Here is a 16,148-nt window from a genome sequence, read left to right as displayed (position 1 = left end):
CGGGACAGCGCGTTCGGGGGCAGGATCCTGCCCACCCACGGTCGTCGCGGACGGGGGACAATCGGCGGTATGGAGCCCACCGGACGGCCGAAGGAGCTCGGCGACTTCCTCAAGGCACGCCGCGCGCAGCTGACCCCGGGTGAGGTCGGGCTGCCGGACACCCGGCGGCGCGTCGCGGGGCTGCGCCGCGAGGAGGTCGCCCAGCTGGCGGCCATCAGCGTCGACTACCTGACGCGGCTGGAGCAGGGACGCGTCCAGGCGTCGGCGTCGGTGCTGGCGACGCTCGCCAAGGCGCTGCGGCTGAGCGACGACCAGCAGGCGTACGTGTACGAGCTGGCGGCGAAGCCGTTCCGCCGGCCTCGGCGCCGGCCGGGTGAGAAGCTGCGCCCGGCGATGAAGCGGCTGCTCGACCAGCTGGCGGAGACGCCGGCGATGGTGCTGGGGCGGCGGCTGGACATCGTGGCGTGGAACGACTCGGCGGCGGCGCTGTTCACGGACTTCTCCCGGTATCCGGCTGCGCGGCGGAACTACGTGTACCTGCTGTTCGCCGATGCCGCGATGCGCGCGTTGCACGTTTCGTGGGAGGAGGCGGCCCGGACGGCGGTGGCGGCGCTGCACCTGGAGGCGGCGCAGGACCCGGACGCGCCGGAGCTGGCGGACCTGGTCGGCGAGCTGGCGGTGCACCACCCGGAGTTCCGGACGTGGTGGGCGGCCCACCACGTGACCAGCGCGGCTTTCGGGGTGAAGCGGTACCGGCACCCGGTGGTCGGCAACCTGGCCCTGGACTGCGACATGTGGGAGAGCCCGGACGGCAGCGGGCAGCGGCTGATGGTGCTGACGGCGGAGCCGGGGTCGGCTTCGCACGAGGCGCTGCGGATCCTGGCGTCGTGGACGGCGGAATCACCGGGTGGTGGTCGGGACGCGGGCGAGGGCCGCGCGGATGGTGTCCCCGAGGTCGGGGACCTGGATGCCCAGCTCCCGTAGCCAGTCGATGACCTGCGCTATCGAGGTGTGGTTCCGGCGGGCCAAATCGATCAGCGCCTGCAGCGGGAGAGGTGCCTCCGGTTCCAGATTGATGTCTTCCAGGTCGTCCCGCTCCAGCAGGCCCAATGCACGGTCTGATGTCAGGTCCCGGGGCAATACGGAACCCGAGATGTCCAATCCGTACGCACGTACGAGGTTTTCCAGCTCGGACACCGGTGCGTGGAGCCGATCGGACGCCAGGATGAGGTAGCCGTACGGCATGGCCTGATCGGTCCGGAAGTTCCACCACCCGAATGGCTCGAACAGTGATCGTTCCAGATTTGTCAGCTTGTCCGGTACGTGGAGGCGCACGTCGAACCCGAACTCGCGCAAGCGTTCGACAACCTCGCTGACCCGGAGATCTAAATTACTCGCAAGCTCGAAAATGTGCCGATACGGAATCGGGCCGGGTGGAACGAGCGTCTTTCTAAGATACCTGTCGAAGAACCAAACCGAATCGAACGATTTGACTCCATACGGCAAAGAGATGCGTCTTTGGTGACCGCCACCAGCAGCCCCCGGCCCGCGGGCGAATTTCATGCACAACTCGGCAATCCGCTTTTCCGCCTCACATGCAGCCCAACCCAACGTGGCGACCACATCGCCGACGACAGTGCTGACATATGTGTTCTCGCTTCGCCATCTGAGCCTACCTCCGTCATGAAAACCCGTCGCCAAGATCAGTTGATCCGATGGTAGAGCGGGCCGCAGTTCTTCGAAACCTGACAGTTCAGGACAGAAATCCGTCAGCTCGTCGAGCATGGGGGTTGATCGGTGGGCCAGCAGCCGCCAAAGAAAAATGCTATTAGGTACCGGGCCAGGGATTTCTGCCATTTGGCGATAAGTCAGTTTTTTTTCATTGATTCCGACAGTCCGAAGAAGGTTGAAGTCCGCCGGTAAGCAGCCGGACCGCGCGATGTCGACCGAACGGTCACCGAGGCTCACGGTGCGGCGCGCACCGATGCAGGCCTCGGTCACCAGGTCAGCGATGATCGGGTTCCCGGTTGCGACGTGGCAGATCCATGCGTAACTGAGCGGGATGTCCTCCGAAGCCGCCAACTCCGCGGCCGCTGCCGTCAGGAGCTCCTCGACGAGGTCCGACACGTCGTCGACCAGTTCGGTGCGGTCGACCGAGAGCCGCTCGGGCGCACACGGTCCACTGAGGTCGACCACGACTCCGCGAACCGTCACGCCGGGACCTGCGCACACTCCTCGCCGCTGCGCCGGGTGCACGACCAGGCCGTCGACGAGCAGCGCTCCCCCTTCCTCGCACCAGAAGACCCGGCACCCTTCCACGGCGCCATGCCACCGGGCGATCTCCCCGCTCGCGTGGAAACCGAACCGCTCCCCCGCGACGGCCGAACGGCCCTGCAGTTCTCCGGGACGCCAGGTGGCCGTCTCCTCGCCGTCCTCGGCCGTGGTGTCGAATTCGGCCACCGCGAGCAGCCGCCGCAGCACCTTGACGCAGGACCACGGCCGGTCGCTGTTGAGGTACAGCCGGACCGTCGTCCCCGGTTCGGCACCCCGCTCCGCCACCCGGACGATCCGGAACAGGTGCGCCGGACCGTGGATGCCCACCTCGAACACGGGCCCGGGCACCCCGTCGAGTCCCATCCGGCACGTCGTCACCCGGATCTCGTCGGCCAGCATGAAGTAGCTGAACACGCCGATCCCGAACCGGCTGTTCGGGTAGAGCCGGATCGGCGGGTCCAGTTCCTCCCACGCCGCGCGCTCGTGCCGGAACTCGGCCTGCCCGGGGAAGCGCCCGCCGGCGTTGGAGAACACCCCGCGCAGCTCGCTCTCCCCCATGCCGATCCCGTTGTCCCGGCACTCGAGGTACGGCCGCCCGTCCTCGACGCCCTGCGCGAACGCAATCGCGCCCGTGTACGAGTACGCCGCCGGGCGGGTGCGGTCCAGGTACTGCGTCCGGGCCGAGCGGTAGCGGCACGCGTCCAGGGCGTTCTGGTACAGCTCCCGCACCGCCAGGTCCGGGTCCTTGTACAGCTGCACCCCCATCAGCAGGTCCCGCATCCGGTGCTGGTCCAGCCGGAACCGCGCCCAGCTGTCGAACACGCCCGGCGCCGGGCCCACCCCGGCTGCCGAGAGCCGGGCGGGCAGCTCCGGCATCGGGTGGGTGATGCGTTCCCGCACCAGGCGGCGCACGCCGTGCAGGAGCTCGTCGGCGGTGGCCGTGTGCTCGCGCAGGCCCTCGACCAGTGCCTCGTGGGGGCAGCGCGCCCGCAGCACCGGCAGGTCGTGCGGGCCTCCCCACACCGCGTCGCCGAGGCACGACACCACCGCGGCCGGGTCGACCGGGACCGGGATGCCCAGGTGCTCGCCCACGACGTCCGGCAGCGCCGTCGCCTCGATCGCCAACGCGGCCGCCAGCGCCGCCGTGAGGGCCAGCCGCTGGTCGCGGACGCGCTGGCGGCCCGGGGCCCGGACGTGGTCCTCCGCCGGCAGGGCACCGAGGAACTCCGGGTGGCACACGTCCGGCCCGAGCCGCAGACCCTCCAGCAGCGCCCCGACCCGCTCGACCGCGAACGTCTCCCCCAGCTCCGCCACCGGTGCGCCGGCGTCCGCGAGCAGCCGCCGGAGCCGGCCGGCGTCGACGAACGACTCGTGGCGCGCGAGCCAGCGGTGGAACAGCCACCAGCCGATCGGCGGCGCGGAGTCCGGCCGCAGGCGGGCCCGGTGGACGAGGACGTCGTGCCCGTCGAGGAACGCCGTGAACGAACGGGCGCCCGGCGCGTCCCGGCCCAGCTGCGCCGGGTTCACCCCCGCGTGCTCGGCGGCCAGGCTGACGAGGTTCGCCTGCCGGAGGAACGGCAGCAGGACGAGCAAGGCGGCCTCGGACGCACAGAGCTCGGGCGGCCGCTCGTTCCAGAGCCATTCGATGTGCTCCAGGAACCGCGCCGGGAACCCGAGGTCCAGCCACGGGTCCTCCGCCAGCTGTGGCAACAACGCCGTGACCACGCCCTCCAGGTGCGCGGCCGTGGCGCTGACGCGGGCGCGGTAGTACTCCGCGTCCTGGCCGACGTGCTCCCACAGGCTGGAGCCGAAGACGCGGGCCGCCCACCCGTCCGGCGTCTCCGACACGCCGCCGACGTCCCGGGCCTGCACGACCGAGCCGAACACGATCGAGTCCCGGATGACGTTGTGCGTCTCACCCTCACGACCGAGCGGCATCCACCCTCCAGCTGTCCGGCGGGACAGTGTAGTCCGCCGGCCACGACGTGATGACGCCGTCGTGACGCTGCGGCGATCCCCCGGCTGCCATGCTGCGGCGATGGCGCCGCCCCCCAAGGTCCTCGCGCCGCGCCCGGCGGCTACGACGGCGTCCGACGCCCCGGTGGCCACCAAAGGAGCACCCGTGGGGCGGGGGTCCGCGCCGGTGTCGAACGCGGCCGTCTCGGCCTTGCTGGCCAAACGGGTCGCGCCGCCGGTGCCGGCCGCCGGGCAGGATCTCGTGGGCAACAGTGCCGTGGCCGCGGCCGCCCTTCCCGCGGAGAAAACGGCGAAAGGGCCCGGCACGGATCCGAAGTTCGCCGCGCTGAGGAAAGACGTCCAGCACAAGAAACACACGCTCGCCGCGTCGCATCCGCCGCCGAAGGCCGAAGCCGGTGCGGCGCAGGACGCCGCGCGGCCGCCCAAGGACGACGAAGAGGCCCAGGGCAAGACCGCCAACGCCGAAAAGATGAACGACGCCAAGCCGAAGGAGTTCGACAAGGCCGCGTTCATCCGGGCGGTCGAGAAAGCCATCGCCGACAAGGCGCCCAAGAACCTCGACGAAGCCGACAAGTTCGCCGATTCCGGCAAGCCGGCGGAGATCAAGGCGGACGTCCAGGGCCGCGTCGACGGCGGGAAGGCCGACTCCTCCGCGGAAGTCGCCGCGACCACGGCGGCTCCGCCCGACACGTCCGCGGCGGTGGTGAAGAAGGTCGTCCCGATGGCGCCGGACCGGCCGCCGGGGACGCCCGCCGCGCCGAACGCCGCGGACGCCGTGCCCGACAAGCAGCCCGCGTCGGCCACCGACCTGTCCGCCGGACCCGCCGAGGTCGACCGGCAGCTGGCCGACGCCCGCGTCACCGAACCACAACTGCGGAAAGCCAACGAACCGGCCTTCACCGGCGCCCTCAACGACAAGAAGGCCGCCGAACGCGATTCGGAAGCCGCGCCTGGGCGGATGCGGGCGAGTGAGGCCAAGACCCTGCAGGCGTCGACCGCGCAGGCCAAGCGGCTCGGCACCGCGGCGATGGGCGCCATGGGTGCCCAGCGGGTCCGCGCCGGGCAGCAGGTCGCCGCGGGCAAGGGCGGCGCGAAAGGCCGGGACGAGGACAAACGCGTCGAAGTCACCGCGATCCTGCAGGCCGTCTTCGACACGATGCAGCAGGACGTCCAGCACATCCTGGCCGGTCTCGACAAGAAGGTCGACGACCAGTTCACCCGCGAGGAGAAGGACGCGCGCGACGCGTTCACCGCCGAACACCGGCAGAAGATGGACGAGTACAAGGACCGGCGGTACTCCGGCCCGATCGGCAAGCTGCGCTGGGTCAAGGACCAGTTCGCCGGGCTGCCCGACGAGGCGAACCTGATCTTCGACGCCGCCCGCGACCACTACCTGCAGCGGATGCGGCAGGTCATCTCGGACGTCGCCGACACCATCGGCGCCGAGCTCAACCGCGCCAAGCAGCGCATCGCCCGCGGCCGCACCGAACTGCAGGCGGCGGTCAGGAAGCTCCCCGCCGACCTGCAGAACATCGGCAAGCAGGCCGCCGCCGACTTCGCCGGCAAGTTCGACGAACTCAGCGAGTCGGTCGACGACAAGGGCACCGAACTCGTCGACACCCTGGCCACCAAGTACACCGACGCGCTCAAGGCCGTCGACGACGAAATCGCCGAGGAGAAGGAGAAGAACAAGGGCCTGGTGGCCAAGGCCGTCGACGCGGTCAAGGGCGTCATCAAGACCATCATGGAACTGAAGGACCTGCTGCTGTCGGTGCTGGCGAAGGCCGCGCAGGCGGTGTTCCTGATCCTCGGCGACCCGATCGGGTTCCTGCGCAACCTCGTCACCGGCGTCGGCGACGGGTTGCGGCTATTCCTGCGCAACATCGGCACCCACCTGCAGCAGGGCATCATGAGCTGGTTGCTGGGCAAGGCCACCGAGGCCGGGCTGCAGCTGCCGGACAAGTTCGACACCCGTGGCGTGCTGACGTTGCTGGCCGGGTTGCTCGGCCTGACCTGGCAGGCGATCCGCGCCCGGATCGTCCGCCGCGTCCCCGAGCAGGCGGTCGCCGCGGCGGAGGCCGCGGTGCCGCTGGTGGCCGAGGTGCGGCGGCGCGGTGTCGCGGGGATGTGGGACGACCTGCGGGAGCGCGTCGGCGACCTGCGCAAGACGCTGCTGGACAAGGTGATCGAGTACGTCACGCCGACCATCGTGGTCGCGGGCATCACCTGGATCATTTCGCTGTTCAACCCCGCGTCGGCGTTCATCCGGGCGGTGAAGCTGATCATCGACATCGTCACGTTCGTCGTCACCCGAGCGCGGCAGATCCTCGAGTTCGTCAACGCGGTGCTCGACGCCGTCATCGCGATCGCGCGCGGTGCCGTCGGCGGGGTGGCCGGGCTGGTCGAGCGGGCGCTGGCGAAGTCGATCCCGGTGCTGCTCGGCCTGCTGGCCTCGCTCCTCGGCGTCGGCGGCATCGCCGACCGGGTCAAGAAGATCGTGCAGGCGCTGGCGAAACCGGTCGGGAAGGCAGTCGACTGGGTGATCGACAAAATCGTCGGCCTGGTCAAACGCCTGTGGGGCAAGCGGCGGCCCGCGAAGCCGAAGAAGAAGCCCGCGAAACCCGGGAAGAAGGATTTCCAGCGGTTGCTGGCCGCGGGACTGCGGGACGCCCGGGCGCTGGTCAAGGCCGGGCTGACGGTGCGGCAGATCAAGCCGAAACTGGCCGGGATCCGCCGTCGGCACAAGCTGACCAGGCTGGACATCGTCGTCGAGGGGGTCAAGGGCACCGAGCACGTCGCCCATTTCGTGGCGGCGGTCAACCCGGAGCTTGCCGGGCCGAAGGAAAACATCGCGTTGACCCGGGAGGAAATCCGGGCCGACTACGGCATCCTGTCGGCCAACCAGAGCGAATTCCAGCGTCAGGCGGACCAGAACGAGCTGATCATCGAGGTCCGGCCGACCAACCCGGCTTCCGTGCGGCACCTGGAAAAGAAGAAGGCTCTGTACAAGCCGCAGGCGATCAAGGTCAAGACGATCAACGACCGGGACATCCAGCTCGGCGAACCACCGGTGATCGCACCCGCCAAACGCGGACTCGTCGGGTTCTTCCTCCGCGAGGTGCCCCAGCCGCGCCGCGGCCTGCGCGCCGAGCAGCGGGAAGCGGTCGTCGAGCGGCGGGAGCAGCGGGAGGTCGAACGGCGGAAGTACGGCGACACCATGCGGAAACTGGGGCAGGGACGACGAGGTCCCGGCCGGTACGACGTGAAGGACTACGTCGTCTTCGGTTACGACGAACACGGCAGGCGGTGGCCGCTGGCCGGCGACCACGACCTGTACGACATCCGATTCGCCGACGGCAGTGAAATGTCCGACGCCGAGTACGACGAATTCATCCAGGATCTGATCGACCGCGAGATCGGCGTGATGCACGGTGCCGTCGTGCGCTGGAAGACGAAGAACGAAGACGAGGAGAAGGACAGGCAGAAACTTTTGAAACAGCACACCCGTGCCGGAGGCGAGGGGCTGGTCCGGTTCGCGCCCGGCCAGCCGGTACGGTTCGCCTACGCCGAAACCCCGCTGAGCCGGAGGAGAAGCTGATCCGCGATGACCGACGATCCCGGTGCCGAACGAAGGCGGCTGACCGCCGAAGCCAACCAGTTGAAAGCGCGCGCGCTCGAACTGCGCGCAGCCGGCCGCGACGAAGAGGCGTTCCCGCTGTGGGACCGCATCACGGAGATCAACCGCTGGTACCGCCGGATGCTGCCGGCGGTGACCGTCGCCCGCAGCCCGGACACCGGCGAGGTGGTGCAGTGGCCCCTCGACACCTACGGGCTGGACGGGAAGTTCTGGGCTTACGACGCCACGATTCGCCGGTTGCCCACCTCGGTGCCCCCGACGTGGTTGGCCATGGCGGGCGCGATGCGTCTCGCGGATCCGGTGGAGGACACGCCTTTCACGGCCGTTCCGGGGCCGGGGGTGCCGTTCGTGGTGCCGCGGATCCTGGCCGCGCCCGGTGTCCGCGCGGTGCTCGCCGAGGTGCCCGTCGGCCGGCACACCGGCTGGACGATCAGCTACTTCGGGCCCGAACCCGAGGGGGTTCCGCTGATCAACCTGTGGGGCACCCACGATTACCCGGTCTACGTGCCCGGCGAGCCCCGCGGCTGGGCCACCGCCGCGGCCGACGTGGCGGACTACGACTTCGAGCTGGCCGGCTGGCTGGAATCGGGGAAGCTGCTGTGGCTCGAGCCGGGTGACGAGTCGGCGTCTTTGCGCGAAGGTGCCGACGGGTGCCCGTTCCTGGACCTGCCGGGTGAGCGGCTGATCGCGGTCGTCACGAACGGGTCGGTCCGCCGGGTGGAGGCGCTCGGGTAGCGGTCACCGGCCGGGGTGGGTCTCGGCCTTCGGCAGGGCCATCGGGATCATGCGCATCGCGGCGCCGGCCACGGCGGCGTTGCCGGCCCGGTCCTGCCCGGCCGAGACGGCGGCTTCGACGGGAGCAGTCTTCGACTCCATGCTCTTGGCCGTCTGGGCGTTGCCGACCACGGCGGGGACCAGGACCAGTGGTGTGTGGCCGCGTTCGGCGGCGGCCGCCACCCGCAGTTCCTGGGCGGTGACCGGGGGCGCCGGCGGGCGCTGGGGCGGGAGCAGTTCGGTCATGGCGCCTCCGAATCCAGCAGGTGCGCGAAGGGGCCGAGTTCGGCCGGGCGCAGCAGGCGGGCCTCGCGGTGGAACTGGCGGGCCACGCCGCGGACCACGTGCCGCATCCCGATCGACGCGGCCGTGGCGTCGGCGGCGGCCAGTGCGGCGGTGCGGGCCGCCGCCGTGATGCCCGCCCCGGTCATGTCCAGGCGGGCGAGGACGTCGAAGTCGACGTCGGCGGCCAGTGGCGCTTCGGGTGGGAAGGCCAGGCGCCACAGGCGGCGGCGTTCGGCGGCGCCGGGGCGCGGGAAGTGCACCACGAAGTGGAAGCGGCGGGTGAACGCCGGGTCGATGTTCTCCTTGAGGTTGCTGGTCAGGATGATCAGGCCGTCGCTGGCTTCCAGCCGCTGCAGCAGGTAGCCGACTTCGAGGTTCGCGTACCGGTCGGTGCCGTGGCGGACCTCGCCGCGCTTGCCGAACAGCGCGTCGGCCTCGTCGAACAGCAGCACCGCGTGGCTTTCCTCGGCCCGCCGGAACGCGGTCTCCATGTTCTTCTCGGTCTCCCCCACCCACTTGGAGACGACCTGGGCGAGGTCCACCTTCAGCAGCTCGAGCCCGAGCATGCCGGTGACGATCTCGGCCGACATCGTCTTCCCGGTCCCGGGCTCGCCGGTGAACAGCGCCTTGACCCCGCCGTGCGCCGAGCGCCGGGCGAACCCCCACGTCTCGGCGATCCGCGGCCAGGCGCGGAACGCCGACGCGATCTCCATGATCTGGGTGAGCTGCGGGCCGGGCAGGACCAGGTCGTCGAGCCCGCGCCGCGGCAGGATCGCCTGGACCGCGCCGCCGGACCGGCCGCGGGTGACGGTCGCGATCGCGGGTTCGACGTGCTCGGCGACCGGCTGCCCGTCGCCGGCGAGCCGGGCGCCCGCACCGGCCACCGAGGCGACCGCGCGCAGCTCGCCGCCGCTCATCCGGTACCGGACGGCGAGGTCCTCCAGCAGCGGCCCGGCCAGCCCGGGCAGGGCGGCCGACCACATCGCCCGGCGGTCCTGGAAGTCCGGCGAGGGGATGGTCAGCTCGCCGTACGAGCGCGCCGCCAGCAGGCTCGCCGGGCGCCACGGCTTGAGCCCGGTCAGGCACACCGGCACCCGGGACCGCACCAGCGCGGCGACCAGCGTCTCGTCCGGGACGTCGTCGACCGGGATCCACAGCACGGCGTCCACCGCGGCCGCGATCCGCAGGTCGTCCTCGACGGCGGAAGTCAGGCGCCGCAACGGCTTCCCGGCCGCCTGGGCGAGCGCCCGGACGGCGTCGAGCTGTCCGTCGGGCGGGCCGGCGGGCGGCGGGAACCACAGCCCGGCCAGGTCGACGTCGCCGGAGGCCAGCGCGCGTCCCAGCCGGGTCAGGCCGTCCGAGGACAGGACCGGCAGGACGACCCGCGGTGCGGCGACCTCGCCGGGGTCGTGGCCGAGCAGGCCGACGTCGCCGCCCCACCCCAGCAGGAACTCGAACACCCCGGGCCCGAGCACCAGTTCCTGGTCGAGGTCCAGTGGCGCGTCGCCGGAGGGCCGCAGCAGGCCGAACCGCCGCAGCGGACCGGCCGGGCCGAGCGCGCGCCGGCGGGCGAGCCGCGGGCCCGTGCCGACGGTGACCAGCAGTTCCACGCTCGGCAGGCGCCGGTTGAGGTTGTCGACGATGTAGGCGTAGATGCGGCCGTAGCCGGGGTCGAGTTCCGGGGCCGCGACCAGCACGAGTGCGTCCTGGTCGGCGCGGGAGAGCCCGAACCGGGTCGCGAGCGCGTCCAGCGGCAACGTCCGCCCGTTCGCGGCCGCCGCGCGCCGCAGGTCGCGTTCGGCGTCCGGCTCCGGCGGCACCCCGTCCCCGGGTTCGGTCATCGCTGCGGCGACCGCGGCCACCTGGTCGAGCAGCACGCCGACCTGTTCGTCGGTCACGCAGTACGGCGTGAGGTCGGGCCGGGTCAGCTGCGCGGCCAGCGCGGCCTGCCGCTCGACCGCCGCGCGCAGCGCCCGGTGCGTGCCGGTCAGGCGGATCCGCAGGTGTTCGATCGCCGCGTCCATCGTCATCCGCCCGAGAAGGTCAGGGTCCGGCCGCCGAGCCAGGGCACCCGGGGCACGTCGGCGAGCAGCCCGGCCCGCAGCAGGTCCGCGTGCCGGCGGCCCAGCGGGACCCGCACGCGCACCGCGTGGGCCTCGAACCGCACCGAAGCGTCCAGGTCACCGAACCGGCTCAGCGCCAGCACCGGTTCCGGGGTTTCCCGGTCGTGCCACAGCTGCCAGGCGATCATGCCCAGCCCCAGCGACGCCGCGAGCGTGACGCTGCGTTCGAGGTCCGGTGCGGCGGCGAGTGGGACGGCCCGGCGCTCCAGGACCAGGGCACGGACGAACGAGGCCAGCCGCGCGGCGTGGCCCGGGAAGTCCGCCGCGTGCCGGAGCTCGACCGCGCCGGCCGTCCACAGTGGAGTGCGCCAGGGCAGCCGGGCCAGCGGGTCGCCGCGCAGCGGCCGGACGTCGGTGATCAGGGGCACGCCCGCCGACACGAGGTCCGCGAGGCACCGGCGGGGCAGCGGGCTGTCGCAGACCAGGACCGGCGGCCGCCCGCACGCTTCCCAGTGCGGCAGCAGGTCCGACGGCGAGCCGGACCAGGCGATCGGGAACATGCCCTGTGCGTCGGCCAGCACCAGCCCGCCGGCGGCCCCGGCGAGCAGCAGCGGCACGGCGGGGTCGTGGCCGCGGCACAGCGCCAGCGCGAGCACGCCGTCGAGCACCCCGAGCGCGGGGCGGCCGCGGCGGGCGAACGCGGCCAGGTCGTCGTCCGGCACGTCGGCCAGCCCGGCGAAGGCGGCGGCGGTCCGGCGGTCGGGTTCGGTGCGCCGCCAGCCGCGCGCCGCCGGGCCGAGCACCTTGTACGCCAGTGCCGCGGCGAACAGCGGCGCGTCCTCGGCCAGGACGGGTCCGATCGCGTCGAGGTAGCCGACCCGCGCCAGCGGTCCGGCCAGCAGGAACGGCAGTGCCGACGCGGTCTCGACCGCGGTGCCCGGCCGGACCGCCGTGACGTCCACAGTGGACTCGGTAGCGGCGGTTCCGTTCTGCTCCGGCAGTTCCGGTCCCGGCAGGGCGGCCCGCAGCCGGTCGACGACTGCGGGTGGCAGCGCGCCGGGATCGGCGCGGACGTGCTCGAGCGCGGCCCGCACGTAGTGCCGTCGGGCCGCCTCGGGCAGCAGGGCCAGCATCGGGTCCAGTTCGCCGCGCTCGGCCAGTTCGGCGAAGAACCCGGCGATCGACTGCGGTTGCGGGCTCTCCCCCGCGACCGGCTCCGCGAACGAGACCGGATCCGCTGCCGGTTCCGGCGCGGACGGGGCCGGCGGCGGGGTGTCGGCCACGACGACCGGGGAGGCCGGTACCGCCGTCAGCGTCCCGGCCCGCACCACCAGGGTCACCGGTGCCGCGATCTCCACGTCCGGCCCGGCGCCGGCCAGCTCGGCGGAGTACTCCGCGGCGAGCAGGTCCGGCAGCCGGGCGAGCAGCTGCCGGACCAGGCCTTCGGGATCCGGGCCCCAGCTCCACCCGCCCCGCCGCACGAGGGTGACGCGGCACTGCCGCACGGTCACCTCCGGGGCGGTTGGTGCGCTCACGCGTCCGCCACCACCTTCGCCGCCAGCAGCCCGGTCAGCCCGGCGATCAGCACCAGCACGCCGCGCTCGTCGCCGGTGCGCAGCCGCACCTGCACGCCCACCTCCTGCTGCCCGGCCTGCAGCTGCCCGCTGGTCACCGACGGCTCGGTGTCGCCGGAAACCAGCACGAGCACCGGCGTGACCCGGGTGACCGGCGCCGGCAGCGTGACCGACAGCGTGGACGTCGTCAGCGTCACCGGATCGGCGACGGGCCACGGCGCCAGCTGCGCCAGCACCGGTTTCGGCCGGCCGGCCGTGGTCAGCTCGACGCCGAAGGACAGCGGGTCGGTGAACGCCCCCGGCTCGTCGTCGACCGCGGCCGCCCCGAGCCGCCGGGCGGCCACCGGCAGGTTCAGCGCCGTTCCGCCGAGCCTGGCGGTGACGCGCAGGGGCAGGCCCGTGCCGACGAGCGCCCCGACGTCGGCGGGCGCGCCGCCGCCGGTCAGCTCCAGCGCACCCAGGACGTGCCCGGTGTCCGCCGCGTACACCACGGACAGGCTCATCAGTCACCTCCGTTCGTCGCCGCGACCGCGGCCAGCACCAGGAACTCGACCGCCCCGGGCCGTTCGGCGATCTCCGGCGGCGCGGTCTGCAGGTCGTAGGTCCGGATCCGGCAGCGCACCCGCCGGTCGGCGTCCACCCCGGCCTCGGCCGCGCTGTGCAGCTGCATCCCGGTCACCGGCGGGATCCGCGGTGTGACCTGGACGTGCAGCACCGCGCGGCCGTCGGCGACCTCCTGCGCGGTGACGCCGTCGGGCAGCGGCAGCAGCATCCCGTCGGTGGCGGTCCCGGACGTCACCAGGACGCTGCCGACCGACATCCGGCCGGCGAAGCTGCCCTTGATCGACAGGTTGCCGTTGGCGGCGACGGTCAGCAGCGGGTCGACCCCGCCGTTGCCCTGGTACAGGCCGAAGACCAGGCTGGGCGGGTCCTCCCCGGACAGCACCACGGCCGGCTTGCCCTCGCTCGCCGACGTGCGCAGCGTCAGGGTGCCCGACTGCGCGGCCACGACGTCGGCGCGCACGCCCGCGTGCCGCAGGCCCACCCGGCGCGCGTCCGTGGTGACCCCGGTGAAGTGGCCGTCGGCCCAGCGGACGTACCCGAGCAGGACCAGCCAGCGCACCGGCGGGTCGGCCGACGCCGCGTCCACCGGCGGCGGCTGCTGCCCGGCGACCAGGCGCTCGTCGCCCAGCCGGCCGAACAGGATCTGGTAGGACTCCTCCACGCGCGTGCGCACCGCCGGGGTGCCGCACGCATCCGGCCGGGCGGGGCCGCCGGGATCGCGGTCGACGGCGGCGAGGAACACCGGGTACGGATCGGCCGTCGGCGCGGCGCCGTTGACCGCCTCGAAGTCGGCTTCGCGCAGCACGACCGGCCGCGGCACGAGCAGTTCGCGCCCGGTCCCGTCGACCGCCAGCCCGGCGGACACGGTGACCTCGACGAACCGCGCGCCCGACAGCGGATCCGTCCGGGGTGCGGTGACCAGCGCCAGCCCCTCGACGATCCCCCATTCGTGCAGGTACCGCGCGTGCCGGGCGGCGGTGGTGCGGGCGTGCTCGACGGTGGCCGTCAGGTCCGCCGCGGCCAGGACCTGGCCTTCCCCGAACGCGGGACGCAGCGGGCCGGTCATGACGTCTCACCGGTCGCCGGCTTCCGGGCCCGGGTGGTCCGCGGCCGCTTCGGCTTCTCCTCCGGCTCGTCCGCTCCGGCCGGTTCCGCGGCGGGCTCCGGCACGCGTTCGGCGACGGCGGACACCTGCTCCTGCGCCGAGGCCAGCTGCGCCCGCAGTCCCTCGACCGTGGTGGCCAGGTCGGTCACCCTCGCCCGCAGCACCGCGAGTTCCTGCAGGCTGTCGACGACCTCGCTCGGGGTGGCCTGGACCTGTTCGTGCAGCGCCTTCGGCGGTGTCTCGCCCGGCGCGCGCGTGAACACCAGCTCCAGCAGCTGGTCCAGGTCGTCGGTGCGGGGCCACGCTTCGAGCAGCTCGCCGACGTACCGGCGGGGCACCGGGCCGTCCGGCGGCAGCTCCGGTGTCCCGTAGGCCGGAACCGGCCGGCAGCACAGGCGTTCGGCCAGCTCACGCAGCGGGTACAGCTTCGGCAGCCACTCGCCGTAGGCCGAGCCGCCCGGCAGGACCTGCTCCCGGGTCGCCGAGCAGACCCGCACGACGTCGCAGCCGGCCAGTTCGACGTGCGCCAGCAGGACGTCGGTGTCGGCGCAGTCCTGGCACGGCGGGTTCAGCGTCGCGCAGGCCGCGTCGGTCACGAACCGCCGGAAGGCGACGGTCAGCCGCGCGGCCGCCTCCTGGATCTGCTGCAGGTCGACCAGCGCGACGCGCTCGGCGCTGTCCGGGGCCGGCGGCGCCAGCAGCACCGGCAGGGTCGTCCCGGCGACGTCACCGCGCAGGCCGCAGTCACCGCCCGCCGACTGGTCGAGCCGGCCCAGCAGCCAGCCGCGGATCCGGTCGAGGTCCGCGCGGAACGCCGCCTGCAGGGCGTCGCCGACCGGCGTGCCCTGCGCCAGCAGCCGGACCTGCGCGGGCGCGTCCACGTCCGGCTGCACGACCCGGGCCCGGGTTTCGGTCACCACCGCCACGGCGATCGCGCGGTGCACCGGATCCGGCCACACCACCGCAGCGTCCGCCGCGGCCAGGCGCCCGCACGCCGTCGCCAGCAGGTCACGGGCCGCGGAAACGCCGCCCAGGTCGGCGAAATCCTTGACCAGCTGCGCCTGCCCGGCGGTGTCGTAGGTGTCGAACCGGGCGATCGCGCTCGCCACCCCGCGGACCTGTTCGGTCATCGCACGGGCCAGCGGCGGTTCCGGCGCACCCTCCCCGGAACCGTTGTCGGTCAACCAGGCCACCCCGTCGCGGAAACGGGCGGCATCGGCCGCGTCGAACCGGAACGTCCGCCCCGACGCGGTCACCGCGACCGCCAGCGGGTCGAGGTACCGCCCGAGCCGCGCGACCAGGACGCGGATCTCCTCGAACCGGTCCGCGTCGCCCAGGCTCGCCAGCAGCCGGGTCCGCGGATTGTGCCGGTGGTCGTCGGCGTCGTCGCACTTCACGACGAACTTGAAGCCCTCCCGCACCCGCGACGGCACGCAGCCGGGCGACGGGCACGGCTCCTCGGTGGCGAACGGCGCCACCGGCTCGACGGGCAGCTCCTCGTACCGCACGAACAACCCGTAGGAGCGGTCCCCGTCGCACCCGGTGCCGCAGTCGACACCGAGCCCGCCGACCCGCAGTTCCCGCACGAGCGCGTCGACGTCGACCTTCTCCGGGCAGGTCAGCACGATGTCGTTGCCCGCGCAGTCGAGCGCGTGCCCGGGGTGCACGACGACGTCGCCGCCGCCGCACGGGTCGCAGCTGACCTCGAGGCCGCACACCACGCCGGGCCCGGACAGGCTCCGGTTGTGCAGCCGGTTCTTGCCCGTCAGGTACGTCACCAGCAGCCCGAGGTCGTCCTCGGTGAGCAACTGGCCCGCGAAGAAGCGGGGCCGGACGAAGGTCGACGGCCGGGCCGAGGTGCCCCCGCAGCCGCAGCCGCAGTCTGTGCGCATGGA

Annotated in this window: 10 protein-coding genes; 3 read left to right on the top strand and 7 right to left on the bottom strand. The window is 72.9% G+C overall.

Translation table 11 applies throughout. From position 1 onward, the window contains the following. Window positions 1-69 precede the first annotated feature (69 nt). Window positions 70-984, top strand: coding sequence for a helix-turn-helix domain-containing protein (locus OO60_RS02295; RefSeq protein WP_004562308.1), 915 nt, complete (start codon window positions 70-72; stop codon window positions 982-984). On the opposite strand, the gene OO60_RS46295 is transcribed toward OO60_RS02295, so the two are convergent. Continuing rightward, window positions 901-4,212 (bottom strand): HD domain-containing protein, encoded by a 3,312-nt coding sequence (locus tag OO60_RS46295; protein ID WP_051767617.1) that lies wholly within the window; start codon window positions 4,210-4,212, stop codon window positions 901-903. The genes OO60_RS02295 and OO60_RS46295 overlap by 84 nt on opposite strands. Before the next feature lie 184 nt (window positions 4,213-4,396). Between OO60_RS46295 and OO60_RS02285 the strand changes: the two genes are divergently transcribed. Together OO60_RS02285 and OO60_RS02280 are read left to right on the top strand one after the other, a co-directional pair. Further along, the gene (locus OO60_RS02285) at window positions 4,397-7,849 is read left to right on the top strand and encodes a phage tail protein (RefSeq protein ID WP_209441369.1); all 3,453 of its coding nucleotides are present in this window, start codon (window positions 4,397-4,399) and stop codon (window positions 7,847-7,849) included. Window positions 7,850-7,855: 6 nt separating this feature from the next. Then, a complete protein-coding gene (locus OO60_RS02280) occupies window positions 7,856-8,623 on the top strand; it encodes a hypothetical protein (protein WP_003067618.1) in 768 nt (255 codons plus the stop codon). A gap of 3 nt (window positions 8,624-8,626) precedes the next feature. Here OO60_RS02280 and OO60_RS02275 read toward each other — a convergent pair whose 3' ends face one another. The 6 genes from OO60_RS02275 to OO60_RS02250 are packed head-to-tail and all read right to left on the bottom strand — an operon-like array spanning window position 8,627 to window position 16,145. Next, the gene (locus OO60_RS02275; RefSeq protein WP_003067621.1) at window positions 8,627-8,908 is read right to left on the bottom strand and encodes a hypothetical protein; all 282 of its coding nucleotides are present in this window, start codon (window positions 8,906-8,908) and stop codon (window positions 8,627-8,629) included. Continuing rightward, entirely contained in the window at window positions 8,905-10,977 is a 2,073-nt protein-coding gene (locus OO60_RS02270; protein ID WP_244885475.1) for an ATP-binding protein, read from the bottom strand. The genes OO60_RS02275 and OO60_RS02270 overlap by 4 nt, the downstream gene beginning before the upstream one ends. Next, entirely contained in the window at window positions 10,974-12,545 is a 1,572-nt protein-coding gene (locus OO60_RS02265) for a hypothetical protein (protein WP_033260698.1), read from the bottom strand. Before OO60_RS02265 ends, OO60_RS02270 begins: the two co-directional genes overlap by 4 nt. Beyond that, window positions 12,542-13,087, bottom strand: coding sequence for a hypothetical protein (locus tag OO60_RS02260; protein ID WP_033260697.1), 546 nt, complete (start codon window positions 13,085-13,087; stop codon window positions 12,542-12,544). Before OO60_RS02260 ends, OO60_RS02265 begins: the two co-directional genes overlap by 4 nt. Further along, complete coding sequence (locus OO60_RS02255) at window positions 13,087-14,214, bottom strand: hypothetical protein (RefSeq protein ID WP_004560708.1); 1,128 nt, start codon at window positions 14,212-14,214, stop codon at window positions 13,087-13,089. Before OO60_RS02255 ends, OO60_RS02260 begins: the two co-directional genes overlap by 1 nt. Beyond that, window positions 14,211-16,145: a hypothetical protein gene (locus tag OO60_RS02250; protein ID WP_004560709.1), complete on the bottom strand. Its 1,935-nt coding sequence runs from the start codon at window positions 16,143-16,145 to the stop codon at window positions 14,211-14,213. The genes OO60_RS02255 and OO60_RS02250 overlap by 4 nt, the downstream gene beginning before the upstream one ends. Window positions 16,146-16,148: the final 3 nt, after the last annotated feature.

Source organism: Amycolatopsis vancoresmycina (assembly GCF_000716785.1).
Taxonomy (GTDB): domain Bacteria; phylum Actinomycetota; class Actinomycetes; order Mycobacteriales; family Pseudonocardiaceae; genus Amycolatopsis; species Amycolatopsis vancoresmycina.
The sequence above is the reverse complement of the archived record's forward strand: the minus strand, read 5'-3'. Positions and strand labels throughout refer to the sequence as shown.

Bases quoted from the DNA above. Each gene is read 5' to 3' on its own strand.
- OO60_RS02260 (WP_033260697.1), bottom strand. From the start codon at position 13,087: ATGAGCCTGTCCGTGGTGTACGCGGCGGACACCGGGCACGTCCTGGGT.
- OO60_RS46295 (WP_051767617.1), bottom strand. From the start codon at position 4,212: ATGCCGCTCGGTCGTGAGGGTGAGACGCACAACGTCATCCGGGACTCG.
- OO60_RS02295 (WP_004562308.1), top strand. From the start codon at position 70: ATGGAGCCCACCGGACGGCCGAAGGAGCTCGGCGACTTCCTCAAGGCA.
- OO60_RS02275 (WP_003067621.1), bottom strand. From the start codon at position 8,908: ATGACCGAACTGCTCCCGCCCCAGCGCCCGCCGGCGCCCCCGGTCACC.
- OO60_RS02255 (WP_004560708.1), bottom strand. From the start codon at position 14,214: ATGACCGGCCCGCTGCGTCCCGCGTTCGGGGAAGGCCAGGTCCTGGCC.
- OO60_RS02250 (WP_004560709.1), bottom strand. From the start codon at position 16,145: ATGCGCACAGACTGCGGCTGCGGCTGCGGGGGCACCTCGGCCCGGCCG.
- OO60_RS02280 (WP_003067618.1), top strand. From the start codon at position 7,856: ATGACCGACGATCCCGGTGCCGAACGAAGGCGGCTGACCGCCGAAGCC.
- OO60_RS02270 (WP_244885475.1), bottom strand. From the start codon at position 10,977: ATGACGATGGACGCGGCGATCGAACACCTGCGGATCCGCCTGACCGGC.